The sequence below is a fragment of the Arachidicoccus sp. genome, assembly GCF_050436765.1.
Lineage (GTDB): Bacteria > Bacteroidota > Bacteroidia > Chitinophagales > Chitinophagaceae > Arachidicoccus.
The window spans coordinates 1-17,285 of record NZ_JBNQGD010000083.1; the positions used below are offsets into that span (position 1 = coordinate 1).

12 protein-coding genes are annotated in these 17,285 nt (G+C 40.6%); all 12 read left to right on the forward strand.

Features of this window, described 5'->3' with window-relative positions:
• The coding region (locus ACQR30_RS03430) for a hypothetical protein (protein ID WP_429731281.1) at positions 1–240 on the forward strand (240 nt) is incomplete at its 5' end.
• Positions 241–438: 198 nt separating this feature from the next.
• Positions 439–2,910 carry a glycoside hydrolase family 2 protein gene (locus ACQR30_RS03435; protein ID WP_429731284.1) on the forward strand — a complete coding sequence of 824 codons (2,472 nt, stop codon included), beginning with the start codon at positions 439–441 and terminating at the stop codon, positions 2,908–2,910.
• Positions 2,911–3,039: 129 nt separating this feature from the next.
• On the forward strand, positions 3,040–4,107 hold the full coding sequence (locus ACQR30_RS03440) for an alginate lyase family protein (RefSeq protein ID WP_429731287.1): 1,068 nt from the start codon (positions 3,040–3,042) through the stop codon (positions 4,105–4,107).
• Positions 4,108–4,363: 256 nt separating this feature from the next.
• A complete protein-coding gene (locus tag ACQR30_RS03445) occupies positions 4,364–4,960 on the forward strand; it encodes a TetR/AcrR family transcriptional regulator (RefSeq protein ID WP_429731289.1) in 597 nt (198 codons plus the stop codon).
• 92 nt (positions 4,961–5,052) lie between these two features.
• Entirely contained in the window at positions 5,053–6,222 is a 1,170-nt protein-coding gene (locus ACQR30_RS03450) for an efflux RND transporter periplasmic adaptor subunit (RefSeq protein WP_429731292.1), read from the forward strand.
• 147 nt (positions 6,223–6,369) lie between these two features.
• The gene (locus ACQR30_RS03455; RefSeq protein WP_429731295.1) at positions 6,370–9,528 is read left to right on the forward strand and encodes an efflux RND transporter permease subunit; all 3,159 of its coding nucleotides are present in this window, start codon (positions 6,370–6,372) and stop codon (positions 9,526–9,528) included.
• A 100-nt stretch (positions 9,529–9,628) separates the two neighbouring features.
• Positions 9,629–11,038, forward strand: a complete 1,410-nt coding sequence (locus tag ACQR30_RS03460; protein WP_429731298.1) for an efflux transporter outer membrane subunit — start codon at positions 9,629–9,631, stop codon at positions 11,036–11,038.
• A gap of 39 nt (positions 11,039–11,077) precedes the next feature.
• Positions 11,078–11,833 (forward strand): SDR family NAD(P)-dependent oxidoreductase, encoded by a 756-nt coding sequence (locus ACQR30_RS03465; RefSeq protein ID WP_429731300.1) that lies wholly within the window; start codon positions 11,078–11,080, stop codon positions 11,831–11,833.
• A gap of 471 nt (positions 11,834–12,304) precedes the next feature.
• A complete protein-coding gene (locus tag ACQR30_RS03470) occupies positions 12,305–12,586 on the forward strand; it encodes a hypothetical protein (protein WP_429731303.1) in 282 nt (93 codons plus the stop codon).
• Between the two features lie 426 nt (positions 12,587–13,012).
• Positions 13,013–13,660 (forward strand): RNA polymerase sigma factor, encoded by a 648-nt coding sequence (locus ACQR30_RS03475; protein WP_429731305.1) that lies wholly within the window; start codon positions 13,013–13,015, stop codon positions 13,658–13,660.
• A 67-nt stretch (positions 13,661–13,727) separates the two neighbouring features.
• Positions 13,728–14,912, forward strand: a complete 1,185-nt coding sequence (locus ACQR30_RS03480) for a FecR family protein (protein WP_429731308.1) — start codon at positions 13,728–13,730, stop codon at positions 14,910–14,912.
• 208 nt (positions 14,913–15,120) lie between these two features.
• A complete protein-coding gene (locus ACQR30_RS03485) occupies positions 15,121–17,241 on the forward strand; it encodes a SusC/RagA family TonB-linked outer membrane protein (protein WP_429731311.1) in 2,121 nt (706 codons plus the stop codon).
• Positions 17,242–17,285 lie beyond the last annotated feature (44 nt).

Consider the following 17,285-nt stretch of genomic DNA (forward strand, 5'->3'; position numbering starts at 1 on the left):
GGTCAGGACTTTAATATTGTGGACAAAGATGGTAATACGTTGCAAGAATTGGGTGACAGTGTTTTTACAATGAAGTTCCCACAAGCAAAGGCGGCATATGATACTATTTATGTAAAGCTGTTAAATAGTTCTATGCCCGGTTCCCGGACCATAAATATTGATATTTCCCTTAATCAGACACCCGAATATACGGTAGGAATATTTTCACAAGCGTATAGAAGACCAGTTCAAATAAATTAAGGCCACTGAGGTGGATCATTATTACAGAAATTTGAATTGTTGCATCAGGATCAGGTAGGAACACTGATTATCATCTGCAGCAAACGTTTTCTTAAACGTTTGCTGCTATTGTTGGTTCATCTAAGAAGCTTTTTCTTACAAGAATAATTTAAAAATGCAGGTCTTATACGTAGATCTATCTATTCTAATTTTAAAAGAATGAAAAATAATGCCGGTGTTATTATATGCAGGATCTTTAGCCTTTTTATTTTGTTGCAGTCTGTTTATTCGAACTTAAATGCACAAGAGCATATTCGATTGACGCAAAATTGGGAGTTTTTAAAAGAAGATTTGGGAAGCGTTTGGGAAGCCGTTAGACCTTATCAACCTGGAGATCCGCAAAGTGTTCCATTGTGGCAAAGAGTCACTCTTCCACACTGTTTTAATGCGAGGGATGCTGTTGACCCGGATGTGAACTATTACGAGGGCCCCGGATGGTATCGAACACAATTGGTTATTGATAACCCCTATAAGTCCGGACGCACATTATTGCATTTTGAAGGTGCGGGACAGAAAACAGAAGTATATGTTTTTATGACTAAGGTTGGCTCCCATGTAGGTGGTTATGATCAATGGACTGTGGATATGACGCGCGCAATAGATGATTTTTTAAAGTCGCCAGATAGCAAACGCTTTCATGGAAAAATTCCTATTGAAATTCGCTGCGATAATTCAAGAGACGTGGAGATGATACCTTCTGATATGGCTGACTTTACTATTTATGGAGGCTTATACAGAAATGTTGAAATACAATATGTACCCGCTATTTCATTAAATAAATTTCACGTAAATCCTATTGTAGAGGAAGACGGAAAAATCGGGAAGGTTTCTTTAAGCGCTTCATTTTATGACTCGTCTAAAATAGGTCTGGCGAACCTGCAAGTTGAAATATATGACCCTTATGGTAAAAGAGTGAGCAACATGTCAAAGCAATTACCTGTTGAATTAAATTATTTTGCTTCATTGGCGATAAAAAAACCTATTTTATGGTCGCCCACTGATCCTAAATTATATACAGTTAAAATTCTGTTGCACACAAATGAGGGTGACGAAGAAAGAATTATACATTTTGGTTTCAGGTATTTTAAGTTTATCACCCATGGTCCATTCTTACTGAATGGAAAAAGGCTTTTATTAAGAGGAACACATCGCCATCAAGACTGGGCGGGTGTTGGCGCTGCAGAGACTGACGAAATGGTTCGCCGTGAGTTTGAATTAATGAAAAATATGGGCGTAAATTTTATCCGTCTTGGGCATTACCAGCAATCTTCCTTTGTTTTAAACTTATGCGATAGCTTAGGCCTATTGGTTTGGGAGGAAATTCCATGGAACAGAGGCGGCCTGGGTAATTCAGTTTACAGGGGACAGGCAAGACGTATGCTCACTAATATGATTATGCAGCATTACAATCACCCTTCCATTATTATATGGAGTCTCGGTAATGAAATTGATTGGCCGGGAGATTTCCCCCAATATTATAAGGACAGTATTCGCAGCTTCTTAAAAGATCTGAATAACTTATCTCATCAATTGGACCCTGGCAGGGTAACGGCCATCCGTCGTTGTGACTTTTGTAGAGATATTGTGGATCTCTACTCTCCGTCAATATGGGCGGGTTGGTATAGTGGAATATATACGCAATATCGCACTGCTTCGAAAAGACAAATGGAAAGGGTTAAGCATTTTTTTCATGCCGAATGGGGTGCTGATGGCGTTGCAGGTCGTCATGCTGAGAATCCTTATAAAAATATAGGAGAAGTATCGACTACTAATGGCGTTGCAGAAAAAACAGGCGATGCTTCATTGACCGGTGGGGAAGCCCGGGTGTCAAAAGATGGTGATTGGTCGGAAACATATCAGTGTGATTTAATAGACTGGTATTTAAAGGAACAGGAAAATATGCCTTGGCTTACGGGAAGTGCTTACTGGATATTTAAAGATTTTGCGACACCATTGCGGCCTGACAATCCTATTGCGTATGTAAATACAAAGGGTGTCGTCCAACGTGATCTGACTCCCAAAGAATCTTATTATGTTTTTCAGTCTTATTGGAGCAGTAAACCCATGGTTCATATTTATGGGCATTCCTGGCCGGTCCGTTGGGGAGACGAAGGGGCAAAAAAGACGATAAAGGTATATTCCAATTGTACACAAGCAGAACTTTTTGTTGATGATAAAAGTTGGGGAATCAGAAAAAGAAATACGCAGGATTATCCGGCTTCCGGACTTCGCTGGCTGGTTCCATTGACCGGGGGTGAGCATCATTTTAAAGTAATTGCTCAAAAGGGTAATACGGTTGTGAGTGATGAGATTGTACAAGAATATCAAACGGCAAAATGGGGCAAACCCTCAAGGCTTTTACTTAAAGTAATGGCTATTAAAAATGATACGGCGACCATTGAAGCAAAATTATGCGATGCAAAAAATATATTGTGTTTAGATGCGAGAAATAAAGTTCGTTTTGGATTAACAGGCGATGGAGATTTACTTGATGATTTGGGTACTTCTTCCGGATCTCGGGTAGTAGAAATGTATAACGGAAGGGCCATTATAAAAGTTAAGCTAAATGAGGGGAAGAGCATGTTTAGTGTGGCTTCGGCGGGAATACCTACTAGTTTCACAACCTTATAATCAAAATAAATGAGATATTGTTTTTTTTTAGCGAGATGCCTGTGCTGTTTTTGCATAGTGTTCATTTCCAATGTTGGGTTTGCACAGACTGACGTATCTAGGTCATTTAAAGCATCTGCGGCTAAGATTTTGCGCAAGGAAATATTAAGGGAAGCAGATAGCGATCTATATTTAAAGCCCATAACTATCACCGCTTATAAAGCGAAAAGAAGTGAAGGGGGCAGGCACGAATTTTATTCGGAAGGTGATTATTGGTGGCCCAATCCTACAGATACTTCCGGGCCATACATACGAAAGGACGGAGAAACTAACCCCAATAATTTTGTTGCACATCGATTGGCACTTATTCGCTTTAGTAGAGTGATAGGTGCATTAGCCTCTGCCTATAAAATTACCGGTAATAAAAAGTACTTAGTACAGGCAGAGAAGCAATTAAATGCATGGTTTATTGATAAGGATAGCAAAATGAATCCAAATCTTCAATTTGCTCAAGCCATAAAGGGATTATATACCGGTCGGAGTATTGGAGTAATTGATGGGGTCCATTTAATGGAAGTAGCTCAAGGCACATTGGTAATGGAAAAAGACATGAACTCCGTCCTTGTTAAGGGTGTGAAAGATTGGTTTGCTCAATACATTCATTGGTTGATGACAAGTAAATATGGAAAAGATGAAATGAAAGAAAAAAACAATCACGGAACTTGCTATGTAATGCAATTGGCTTGTTTTGCAAAACTGACCGGTAATAAAGCTGTCCTTGATTTTTGTAGCAATCGTTTTAAGACAGTGCTTTTACCTAACCAAATGGCAGAAAATGGAAGCTTTCCCTTAGAATTGGCCCGTACAAAACCTTATAGCTATTCTATCTTTAATTTAGATGCCATGGTAACCATTTGTCAAATTATATCTACTAAGAAAAATGATCTTTGGGATTACCAAAGCACAGACGGAAAGAATATCAAAAAAGGGATTGAATATTTGTACCCATTTATTGCCGATAAATCTAAGTGGACTTTAAAACCGGATGTGATGTTTTGGAAGCAGTGGCCTGTTGCGCAACCAGCTCTATTATTTGGTGCCATTCATTTTGATAAAGCAAATTGGTTCGACACCTGGGCAAACCTTAACCATCATCCGAAAAACGAAGAAGTTATCAGAAATCTTCCCGTTAAATACCCACTTATCTGGATTCAATAATTGGTTTTACGATTCGTGGTCTGGAGAGGAGGGATTATAACATAGAAGGTTATAGCGTTTTTTCTAATGAATTTATAGCGGTTGAGAAACAAAGTTCGCAAACACATGTGTCCTTATAGCTGACATTTATTTTTTAGCATTTGTGGATTGTCTGGGATAGAGAAATTTGAGTGAAATTCTTTTTTTTTCAAAATATTTTTTGTCAAATGAATAAACGCGCTTAATTTTGCTAACGGTGTTAGAAAAAAAATAGGTTATGGGTATTGCGGAAAGAAAAATCAGACATAAAGAAAATGTAAAGTCCAATATTTTGGAAGTCGCATGGAAGATTGTGAAGGAAGAAGGCTGGCAGGCACTTTCTATGCGTAAGATTGCAGACGCGATAGAGTATAGCGCGCCCGTGATATATGGACATTTTGAAAATAAGGAGGCTATTTTATATGATTTGTCTATAGAGGCATTTGGTCAGCTGCAAAAGCTCCTTGAAATCGCAGCAAAGAAACATGCGGAACCACAGGCACAGCTAAAAGCCTATGCCGATACCTACTGGAACTTTGCATTTAAAAATAAGGAATACTATCAGTTAATGTATGGACTAGGTATACCATGTTGCGGTGCGGGAAAAATGAAGCCGGAAGTGAACACCTTTAGGGATTTTGTAGCGGAGGCCATTGAGAAGATCATGCTCCAAAAAGATTCTGATACCAGCGAACTCTGTTTTAAAACCTATGCCTTCTGGTCCGTATTGCACGGCTTAATTTCTATTATGCTGATGCGTGACTCGGACATAGATACCACCTTCAATAAGAAAGTAATGAACGATTCGGTGACTTCATTTATTAAAAATTTATAGGATTTTTTTTCTTTATTAATTAACGATGTTATAAATACTAACGATGTTAAGTTTTAACTATTAAAAATAAACAAACACAAACAATGGGAAATATGAAAAAGTATAAGAATGAATACTTGCTGGGTTTGATAGCTATTTCAATGATCGCTATATCAGGTTGCATTTCAAAATCGTCCGCCAATCAAACCTCTTCCATGCCGCCCCCGATATTGCCGGTGCTGGCATTACAAAGTGAAAACGTTCATACATACAAGGAGTTTACGGCTTCTTTGGAGGGTAGTAAGGACATTGAGCTCCGTCCGCAGGTAAGTGGAATCTTAACCAATATCTTCGTGGATGAAGGTGCTTATGTTCATAAAGGACAAGTCCTTTTTAAAATAGACAGCAGACCATACAACGAGCAAAAGAAGAGTGCCTACGCAGATTTGCTTGCCTCTAAAGCGGCGCTGCAAAGTGCAAAAATAAACGTGGACCGATTGCTGCCACTCGTAAAAAACAATGTTGTTTCTACGGTTCAACTTCAATCTGCCCAGGCTCAGTATGCGCAGGCTAAAGCGAATGTAGCGGTTGCACAAGCTGCCGTATCTTCTGCGGATATCAATGTTGGTTTTACTACGATTGAGGCACCTGCAGATGGCTATATCGGACGTATCCCCTACAAGACAGGAAGCCTGGTGGGAATAAATTCGCCCCAAGCGCTAACGGTGCTCTCCCAAACGAAACAAATATATGTTTACTTCTCCATGAGCGAAATAGATTTTCTGCATTTCAGCTCTTCGGTCCAAGGAAATACTTTGGCTGAAAAGATTGCGCATATACCGCCAGTAACACTTTTATTGGCTGATGATTCTGTCTATCCGCAAAAAGGTAAGGTGGAAATAGTGGAAGGACAGTTTGATAAGAATATGGGGGCCATTAGTTTTAGGGCAGTATTCCCGAATTCAAACGGGCTGTTGCGTTCAGGTAATACCGGCCGAATTCGTATCGCTGGTCAAGCCGTGGATGGAACGATTGTTCCGCAGGAAGCGACTTTCGAAATTCAGAATAAGACCTACGTTTTCGTTGTGGATGACAGTGACAAAGTGGCGAGTAAACAAATTGATATTGCGGAAAATTCCGGAAACTATTATGTGGTGACCAATGGTGTAAAGCCTAAGGACAAAATCGTCTATGCAGGATTTGAAAGGCTTTCGGATGGTACGGTGATTCAACCTAGGCAAATTTCTATGGACAGCTTGTTAAAGGTTTCTCCGGTGCAGTAACTGTCAAGGATCCATTTCTTTAAGGGAGGCAATAATGAAAAAGTGTTTACGACCTGCTAATCGTGGCACAGTGTGAAATTGGTTTCGCACAGCCAATTCTATGCCTGCTATTTATCTATCTCTAATAAAACAAAAAGATATTTTTTTATGCTAAAAAAATTTATTCAGCGACCGGTTCTTTCTACTGTCGTGTCGGCTATATTACTACTGCTGGGGCTGATTTCTTTGACTACTTTGCCTATTACACAGTTTCCTGATATTGCGCCACCAACGGTGCAGGTGACTGCGAGTTATCCAGGCGCCAGTGCAGAAACCGTTGCGCGTTCCGTAGCGAACCCTATTGAAGAGGCTGTAAATGGGGTGGAAAACATGACCTACATGACTTCCAACTCCAGCAACGACGGAAGCATGACTTTAAACGTTTATTTTAAACAAGGTACCGATCCGGACATTGACGCGGTTAATGTACAGAATAGGGTGTCAAAAGCGATGAGCCAGATTCCGCAGGAAGTGGTGCAAGCGGGCGTGTCTACGCAGAAACAGCAAAATAGTATTATCATGTTTGTTGCCTTGTCTAGCAGCGATACCAGCTATGATGAAGCATTCTTGCAAAACTATATCAAGATAAATCTTATTTCGCAATTGCAAAGGATACCAGGGGTGGGGCAGGCCCAGCCTTTTGGTAACAGGGAATATTCTATGCGCATTTGGCTAAGGCCTGATAGGCTAAACGCCTATGGCCTTTCGCCCCAGGATGTAAACAATGCTATTAAAGATCAAAGCCTGGAAGCAGCCCCCGGGCGGCTGGGACAACAAAGTAGTAAGGTATTTGAATATGTATTGAAGTACAAAGGAAAACTCAATACGCCCTCCGAATACGAAAATATCATTATCAAAGCGAACAGTGACGGCTCTGTCATTAAATTGAAGGATGTGGCGCGTGTTGAACTAGGTTCTTATAGCTATTCTTCTAACAGCAGGTTGAATGGTAACGCTACTTCCGGTGTCGCCATATTCCAAACAGCCGGCTCCAATGCCAATGATATTCTTACACTGGCGCAGAAACAGTTGGATCAATTTAATAAAGGATTACCAAAAGGACTCAAAACGACCATAATCTATAATTCAAAAGACTTTTTGGATTCCTCTATTCATCAGGTAATAGAGACTTTACTGGAAGCATTTATCCTGGTATTTATCGTTGTGTTTGTCTTCTTGCAGGATTTTCGTTCTACGTTGATACCGGCAATTGCGGTGCCTGTCGCAATAATCGGGACCTTCTTCTTTATGCAACTTTTTGGATTCAGTATCAACTTATTGACTTTGTTTGCATTGGTGTTAGCCATTGGGATAGTCGTCGATGATGCAATTGTCGTTGTGGAGGCTGTTCATGCGAAGATGGAGCAAACAGGTTTGCCGGCGCGCAAGGCAACAGAACACTCCATGAGTGAAATATCGGGTGCCATTATTTCGATTACGTTAGTCATGGCAGCGGTATTCATTCCCGTTGGCTTTATGAAAGGCCCGGCAGGTGTATTTTACAGGCAATTTGCATTTACCCTGGCAATTGCCATTCTAATCTCTGCCGTGAATGCACTTACACTCAGTCCTGCATTGTGTGCTTTGATCCTGAAAAATCCTCATACAGCGGAAAATGCGCATCAAAAGAAGGGATTCTTCGGAAGATTTTTTGTGGCGTTCAACGTGGGCTTCAAAGCAATGACAGTGCAATACACGCATGCTATAAAGTTTTTAATTAGAAGAAAGTGGGTAGCGATATCCGGATTGGTATTGGTAACCGCTGTTACTTTCTTTATGATAGAAAAAACACCCACCGGATTCATCCCGACAGAAGATCAGAGCTTCCTTTTATATGCGGTGAATACGCCCCCGGGAAGTTCTTTGGATAGGACACATAAAGCGATGGCTGCAATAGATAGCATCGTCAAAAAGCAACCTTTCGTACAAAATCATTATCAGGTGGATGGGTTAAACTTCATCACGAATGCCAATGCATCTTCTTATGGTGCCGGATTTATCCGGATGAAGCCGCGGGACGAACGTGGGCCGATAAAAAGTTTTGACCAGATAGCCGCGAGCATGACTCAGGAGGTTGCGCAAAAAGTAAAAGGCGCTGGCGCATTTTTCTTTACTTTTCCTACCATACAGGGATTTGGTAATGTAAGTGGCTTTGAATTTATGTTGCAAGACAGAGGCAATGGTTCTCTGGGTAAGCTGGACACTACAGCCCACCAGTTTATTGGCGCATTAATGAAGCGCAAAGAAATTGCTGCGGCCTTTACAACCTATTCTGCTGGCAATCCGCAATACCTGCTGGAGGTGGATAATGCAAAGGCGATGCAGCTTGGTGTAAGTGTTAGTGCTCTTTTGCAAACATTACAAACCGATTACGGAAGCAGTTTTATAGATGACTTTAACCGATTCGGTAAATATTATCGTGTGGTTGTGCAATCTGATGCACAGTATAGATTGAATACGGCATCTTTAGACAATATCTATGTGAAAAATGCAGCGGGATTGATGGTTCCGGCCAATGCATTAGTCAGCTTCAAGCGTGTTTACGGCCCCGAAACAGTCACCAGAAATAACCTCTATAATGCTGTAACTATCAATGGTACGCCGGCACCAGGCTATAGTACGGGGGACGCTATCAAAGCTATTGAACAAACGGCTGCACAAGTGTTGCCAAAATCTTACGGATACGAATGGACGGGTATGACAAGGGAAGAAATAAGCGCTGGTTCGCAGACAACAATCATCTTTATCATGAGTCTTGTTTTTGTATATTTCTTATTGTCTGCGCAATACGAAAGTTATATCCTTCCGTTGGCCATTGTCACCACAATTCCATTAGGGGTATTCGGTGTGATGCTGTTCATTAATCTATTTGGTATTGATAATAATATTTATGTGCAGGTATGTTTGATAATGCTGGTCGGGCTACTGGCGAAGAACGCGATTTTGATCGTTGAATTTGCGGTGCAGCGAAGGCGGGGCGGAATGCCTCTTTTTGCCGCCGCCCTGGAAGCTTCCAGGCTAAGGCTTCGCCCGATATTGATGACTTCATTTGCATTTATCGTTGGCTTGATTCCTTTGATGCGTGCCACTGGCGCTTCTGCATTGGGTAATCGTTCCATCGGTACAGGTGCGGTCGGGGGTATGCTCACCGGTGTCCTGTTTGGCATTTTTGCGATTCCTGTCTTATTCGTCATCTTTCAATATTTGCAAGAAAAGGTCGGGAAGAAAGATGCAAACAGTAGTAGCAAGATTGATATACACGAATAATGAAAATGATTAAATCTTTTGTTGAACGAAACGATGTATAGCGATGACGAACAAAGAAAAGTTTCGTTTAATATTTATACAATAAAAATTATCCAAGCATATGAACACCAAGAACAAGTTTTATTTCTTGACAATAATAGGGATTACTTTGTTTGCTTGCAATGTAACAAAGCCCTATCAACGGCCTGTTTTGAATTTGCCTCCACACTATAATGAAGTCGCATATAGTGACACGGCTACTATTGCAAATATTCCGTGGGCGGACTTCTTTACAGATACGACTTTAAAGTCCTTGATTAAAAAAGGCATCCAATATAATTTTGATTTGCAGCTCGCAGTTAAGCGCATTGAAATCGCAGGGCAACAATTGTTGCAAGCGAAGAATCTTGAGTTGCCAACCATTAATGGGGCGATAAATGGGCAATACAACCGTCCCTCAGAAAATAGTTTAAACGGGAGCTTTGCCGGACTTACGGGAAGCAAGCATTATGAAGACTATAGCATAGGACTCAGTCTTAGTTGGGAAGCCGATATATGGGGCAGATTGCGTAGCCAGAAAAAGGAGGCGCTACTGCAATATTTGCAAACTTATGAGGCCAAGAAAGCGGTGCAAACACAATTGGTGACAGACATCGCGAATGGATATTATAATTTGCTCATGTTGGATGAACAATTGCGTATTGCTGATTCAAGCCTCGCTTTAGCTGAGAATACTTTAGCGCAGACACAGTTATTAAAGCAAGCTGGTGAATCTACTTCTTTGTCGGTGGAACAGACGAAGGCACAAATGGAAACAGTCGCTTTGCTGGTTCCCCAATTGCAGGAAAAATTAACGTTGCAGGAAAATGCTTTAAGTATGCTTACCGGACAATTCCCAGAAAGTATTGCCAGGTATTCGCGACTATCGGCTATTCAAATACCACAAAAATTAATGATCGGGATTCCTGCCGCGCTGTTAAGTCATCGTCCTGATGTGCGTTCTGCTGAGATGGATGTTGAGATAGCTAACCAGCAGGTCGGTATAACACAAGCAAATATGTATCCGAATCTGAACATCACTGCCAACGGTGGTTTGGAATCTTTAAAAACAAGTAATTGGTTCAATATACCAGGTTCCTTGTTCGGAATTGTAAGCGGTTCATTGGTGCAACCGATACTTAACCAAAGAAAACTAAAAACAGATTACGAAGTCGCAAAAAGTCAAAGAGCACAAGCGGTGATAAAATTTCGTCTGTCAGTCCTCGGCGCTGTCACCGATGTTTCTAATGCTTTGGTGCAATTGAATAAGCTTGGTGAGCAAGAGAAAATAGCATCAGCGCAAGCTGCTACCTTGTCGAAGGCGACCAATAACGCATCCCTGTTATACAAAAGCGGTATGGCAAATTATCTTGAAGTAATTACTGCACAAAACAATTCGCTACAAGCGCAACTAAATCTGGCTTCGACTCATTGTCTGCAATTAATTGCTGCTGTGAACTTATATAGAAGTGTGGGTGGCGGTTTCCAGTAATTTTTTTCATTTAACAATTATCAAATTAAATTAAACCAAATGGGCAAATTAGAAAGCAAAGTCGCCATAGTTACGGGCGCGTCAAAAGGGATAGGGGCATCTATAGCAAAACGTTTTGCTGCCGAAGGTGCAAAGGTCGTTGTTAATTATGCCTCTAGCAAGGAGGGTGCTGATACGGTCGTAAAAGCTATTACAGATAATGGTGGTATAGCAATTGCTGTACAGGGCGATGTTGCCAAAGAAGCTGATATCACAAGACTGTTTGAACAAACGATGAAGGTATTTGGTTCTTTAGACATTCTTGTAAACAACGCGGGCATTTATCAATTCGCACCAATTGAATTGGTGTCGGAAGCGTCATTTCATCAGCATTTCAACATCAATGTTTTGGGTTCTTTGCTGACAACCCGTGAAGCCGTAAAGTTGTTTGGCGAAAAAGGCGGCAATATTATCAATATCAGTTCGGGCGTTAGTAATACACCTATTGCATCGGCTTCGGTCTATTCTGCTACTAAAGCCGCACTCGACGCTATTACCATTGCATTATCAAAAGAGCTGGGTGGAAAAGGTATTCGTGTCAATTCCATTTTACCCGGCGGTGTGGACACGGAAGGTGGACGCAGCGGTGGCATAATAGGCAGTGAATTTGAAGCGAAGATGATTGAGAATACACCACTTGGGCGTATTGGTCAGCCGGAAGATATAGCGAAAGTTGCTGTATTCCTTGCTTCAGAAGATGCGGGTTGGGTAACCGGAGAAAAAGTGACTGTCTCTGGCGGCATTTATGGTCTATAAAATCTCTTGGCACTGGCCAATTCATATATACCAACAAAAAGCATCGTGAAATTTCTCACGATGCTTTTTTGGATAGTGCGACCTGCATGGTGGATTTCTGGGGAGGAAAGACCTCTATTGGTCGGGTAAGAGGAACAATTAGCCGAGCGGCAAGGGTGTCCTGGGCGACTAGGAATCTGAAGGAAGTCGCAGGCAAAGCGCTGACACGACGCACAGGAATCGTATGAGGCTGTTTATCTCGATCAGGAGGCTATTATCTCTAAAGTCCGGTACTTACACGGCATGGTAGGCAGTAGATACAAAAACTTGCTCTCTCTCTTTTGTTATAGAAAAAGTGTAGAGAAAAATCAGTTCATTTTAACGGACTTATTTACTTACTGTGGTTGTGCAACTTCGGATAAATCATCTATAAAGGCCATTGCATCGGGGAAACAAGCTAATTTTATTCTCTAATACAATAGTATTAAAAATGTGGGAATAGTAAAGCAATATGTAACACCCTACGGTAATTTTGCAAGGGCCGATAAATATGAAATTATTTTTGACGTGCATGTAATTGCTCCTAGATCAGATCCGAAAGACTTTGAAGAAATGTATGAAGACGAAATAGGTAAAAGGGTAAAGAACCTGGTTGATGATAACGAGAATAATAAAGGGTATTATATCGACTCCGTAAGCGAGTGGGTAAATTTAGTGAACAAATATCACTCACGAGAAAGATGCGCAATGGTAGTATTTCGTAAAAAAAACTAATTGCTACCTAATTATCTGTTTAGCTTATGGCTCTCTCTTTTTCCGTGTTTAGGTTGACGAGATTGCAAAAAAAAATGTTATTCTAAATTTCTTGCCGCTAACGAATTGTTGGAAAAAATTAAGTTAAGACTAGTTCAAGATCAGTTTTGAATTGTCTACTAGGAGAAATAGATAGATGCCATGATTAATAAAGTGAGAATTCAATTTCTTTTACAGCGATATTGGGTTAAAATATGCGCTGATATAGTCATTGTTAAAAACCTTCGTAAATTCGTTGTTGAAAGATCGTTTTCACCCTATCGAGACCATAGCATTATCAGGTGTCCTGCATAAGAAAATAAGTTGTACCGATGCGGCCAAAAATTCAATAAGCGCTACCGTTTTGGTTATATGTGCCTCGCCGCTTGGAAATAAATTTTTTAAGTCATGGGCATATTCAAAATGACTTCATGCAAACATTTTTATGATAAATATTTGATGCGAGACTTTAAGTTATATTCTAATGAACAGCTTTGCGCGTTACTACAAAGTAGTGATGAAGGGGCTTTTACTGAAATATTCTTTAGATATGACAGGCGTATTTATATGTTTACGCTAAAGATGGTAAAGGACCACACTGTTGCCACTGATCTGACCCAGGAAGTATTCATAAGAATCTGGCGAAAAAGGGAACAGTTGACAGGGATACAAAACATGGAAGCTTATATCTTTACTATCGCCGCCAACCTCACGCTAAATCAGATTAAAAAAAGTTTAAGAGAACGCCAAATAAAGGAAATACTTCAAATGCATGAGCAATCCAGTAATGATTATAATGCAGACAACTCGTTGCTCTTACATGATAGTGAGGCCTTAATTTCGGAAATTGTAGCGGCGCTTCCACCCCAACAAAAACGCATTTACCAATTAAGTAGAGAACAGGGGCTAAATTATAACGAGATTTCTGCAACCATGAAAATCTCCTCCAATACCGTACGTAATCACTTGGTCAAAGCCTTGCATACCATTCGTGTTAATATAGAAAAACAAGACCAGATCCTGCTGTTTTTACTATTAATGTTTTATTTCCATTGAAAAAATTGATATAGCACTAGTTCTACATCAAATTTGGTTTGTCTACTATAAGAAATCAGTAGATGACATGAATAATAAAGAGAGAATAGCGTATCTTTTACAGCGTTATAGTGAAGCAGAAGCCACTCCGGCGGAATTAGAAGAGCTGCATTATAGACTAAATAACCCTGTGCAAGAACTTTGGGCTAATGATTGGCTATTAACCCAACTACAGCATTCTTCTGCTTCGCCGGGTTCCGATAAGCAACGCTTAGCATTTATTCTTCAACAAATCCGCAAACAAAAACGACCAGCAGAAGGTACTAAAATGAGATTTTGGCTTCGACGTAAATGGCCAATCGCCGCTGCCGCAGTGATCATCGCATTTACAGGAATTTATTACTTGTTATTTTTAAATCAGCCTTCCAAAAAAGCGCAGCAGAATACGATAGCTATTAATAGCGCTATATTGCCCGGTCATAGCGGCGCGATACTTCATTTGTCTAACGGGAAAATGATCAGGCTCGATAGCGTTAAAAATGGCAATTTGGCCTCTTTAGAAAATGTAAAGGTTATTAAGAAAAATGGGGCACTTCAATACATAGGAGCTGCTAATAAAATGGTATACAATACCATTACAACTGATCGGGGGCGTCAATGGCAACTCACCTTATCTGATGGCACAAAAGTGTGGCTAAATGCGGAAAGCTCTATCCGTTATCCTCTTTCTTTTAACGGCAAAGAGCGGGTCGTAGCAATTACAGGGGAAGCTTATTTCGAGGTAGCACACAATGATCGGCAACCTTTCAGGGTGGAGGTAAATAATCAAGTTATTGAAGACATTGGAACAACTTTTAATATTAATGCTTATAAAGAAAATCATCAGGTATTGACAACCTTATTAAGCGGCGCATTAAGAGTTCGTTTAGGGGATCAGGCTGCTTTATTGAAACCTGGCTGGCAAGCACAGGCAGATAAATATATACACCTCAAGTTTGATGTAAATACGGATGCAGTGATTGCATGGAAAAACGACCTATTTCAATTTGATAATGCAGATTTGACGACCATTATGAATCAAATAGGCCGGTGGTATAATGTTAGCGTCGCCTACAAAGGAAATCTCAGATCACGCTTTTTTTCGGGAAAAATTCCCAGGGACATGCCGCTTGCTGATGTCTTGAAGATTCTGCAGCAATTGGGAGTGCATTTTGAAGTTCAGCATGAACCGGTAAATGCAGCAATGGCAGGAAGAATAGTTGTTTTGCCTTAGGATTTAACACATAGGATATTATCCATTAAAAAGCCGAAAGTGAGCTCAAGCACCTTCGGCGAATTTGGATTGCTCAATAAATAAAGTTTTAGGAAGATTCATTGTTTCACCCAAACAAAACAAAAGTATGCCTTTAAATCATTTTGACAAAAAAGTGAAGCCGATAATGGGCGGCACTCAAGTCACAATTAACAAAAAATGGCTTAAAATGAAATTAACAGCCTTTTTTTTGACTATCATATGCCTGCAAGCGTCGGCAAATACCGCTGGTCAGAAAATAACTATTTCTGCGAAGAAAGCCTCATTTGAAAAAGTAATTACAAGTATTGAAAAAGCGAGTGGATGCGATTTTATTTATGATCAATCATCGCTGAAACTGGCCCTGTCACCTGTATCCATCAATTTAAAAGATGTGAGCCTGGAAGAGGCCTTACATAGATTTTTTGAACAACAACCTCGTCTCACTTACTCAAAAATTGGAAAGGTGGTCGTTATTAAGGAAAAGCCCTTTGTAGTAGATCCGAAAATTATTAAATCTGATTTTCTTATTCTTCCCATTAAACACATAGTCGTACACGTCTCTGATACAACCGGGGCGCCTTTGGAAAATGCCAGTGTTTTGGTCGAGGGGACCAGCTCGGGTGGAAAGACAGATAAAAGTGGCAATGCATCCTTAGACAATGTTCCGAATGCAGGCACTTTGGTCATTAGCTACATAGGATATAAAACGGAGCGGATCACTATAGATGCCCGCACTCAGTTCAATGTTCAATTGCATCCTTTGCCATCAGCATTAAACGATTTTGTCGTCGTGGGTTATGGCGTTCAAAAGAAAGCGACCTTAACTGGATCTGTAGTGGAAGTAAAAGGGGAGGACATTACAAAGAGCCCGGCAATCAACATTGCTAGTTCGCTTGCAGGACAATTGCCGGGAGTGATTATCAATTCTTCCACAGGTGAACCTGGCCGGGATAATCCGTCTATTTATATCAGGGGTATGAGCACAACTGGTAATACCTCTCCGCTTGTTATTATTGATGGTGTAGAAAGAGGCGGACTCGGGCAACTTAATCCAAATGATATAGAAAGCATTTCTGTTTTAAAAGATGCTTCAGCTGCCATTTATGGCGCGGAGGCAGCTAATGGAGTCATATTAGTGACGACGAAAAAGGGGACTCCGGGTTCTGCACCTAGAATTAATTTCTCCTATGACGAGGGGATCAGCCAACCAACCAGAAACCCCAAAATGGCAGATTCTTATACTTTTGCGCAGGTGTCTAACGAGATTAATGCGCAGCAGGGTTTGTCACCGGCCTACTCTGACAGCGCGCTACAGAAATACAAAGCGGGCAACGATCCCAATTACCCGAATACTGATTGGTATAAATTTATTGTCAAGAATTGGACTCCGCAACATAGGGCTAATTTATCTGTTTCGGGCGGTAAAAATGGGACAACCTATTTTCTTTCCTTTGGTCAGGTCTACCAAGATGGACAATACCACAACGGCTCTGAGAATATAAAGCAATATAACCTTAGGGCAAATATTGATGTTCAGGTGACAAAAAATCTAAAGGTTGGTGTGAATTTGGCAGGCAGGGTAGATAATAATCACTATCCGTCTACGGATGCCCCTTATCGGAGCGCTAATGAACTTAACAGTCATATTTTTCTTTACCAACCCAATTGGCAGCCATACTGGCCGGGCACCAAAGAGCTTCAGCCACTTAGAGGAAGCGAAAACATTCTCAACTGGGTAAATGATAATGCCGGCTATCAGAATCAAAAGGTAAACACTTTTCAAAGCACCGGCTACTTTAATTGGCAATTGCCCTGGGTAAAAGGCTTATCCGTTGAAGGTAGCGGTAGTTATGATCCCAATAGCACTTTTGTAAAAACCTTCGTGACACCGGACTTTGTTTATTACAAGGATGCTACTACCGGTGCATTGACCCAAGGTCGGACGGGCGTTGGCGTAGATCAAGCTACACTGGATGATAACATATCGCTTGGCTCCCTGCTATATTTGACGACCAAAATTCATTATGAGCGCAAATTTGGACTCCATAGTATTAAAGCATTTGTAGGTTATGAACAAACTTCTACCTATAGCAATTTTGATGAGGCTTATAGAAGCAATTTTGCTTCAACTGTCTTACCGCAGATATTTGCTGGAAGCAGCAATCCAACGCAGCAATCCAATAATGGTTCGGCTTCTCAAACTGCCAGAAAGAGCGAATTTGGAAGGATTAATTATGATTATGCCGGAAAATATTTAGCAGAATTTACCATGCGGCGCGATGGATCGCCCAATTTTCCGAGACTGTAATTTAAACTGTGTCATATCATAATATTTTGTAATTTTAAATTGAT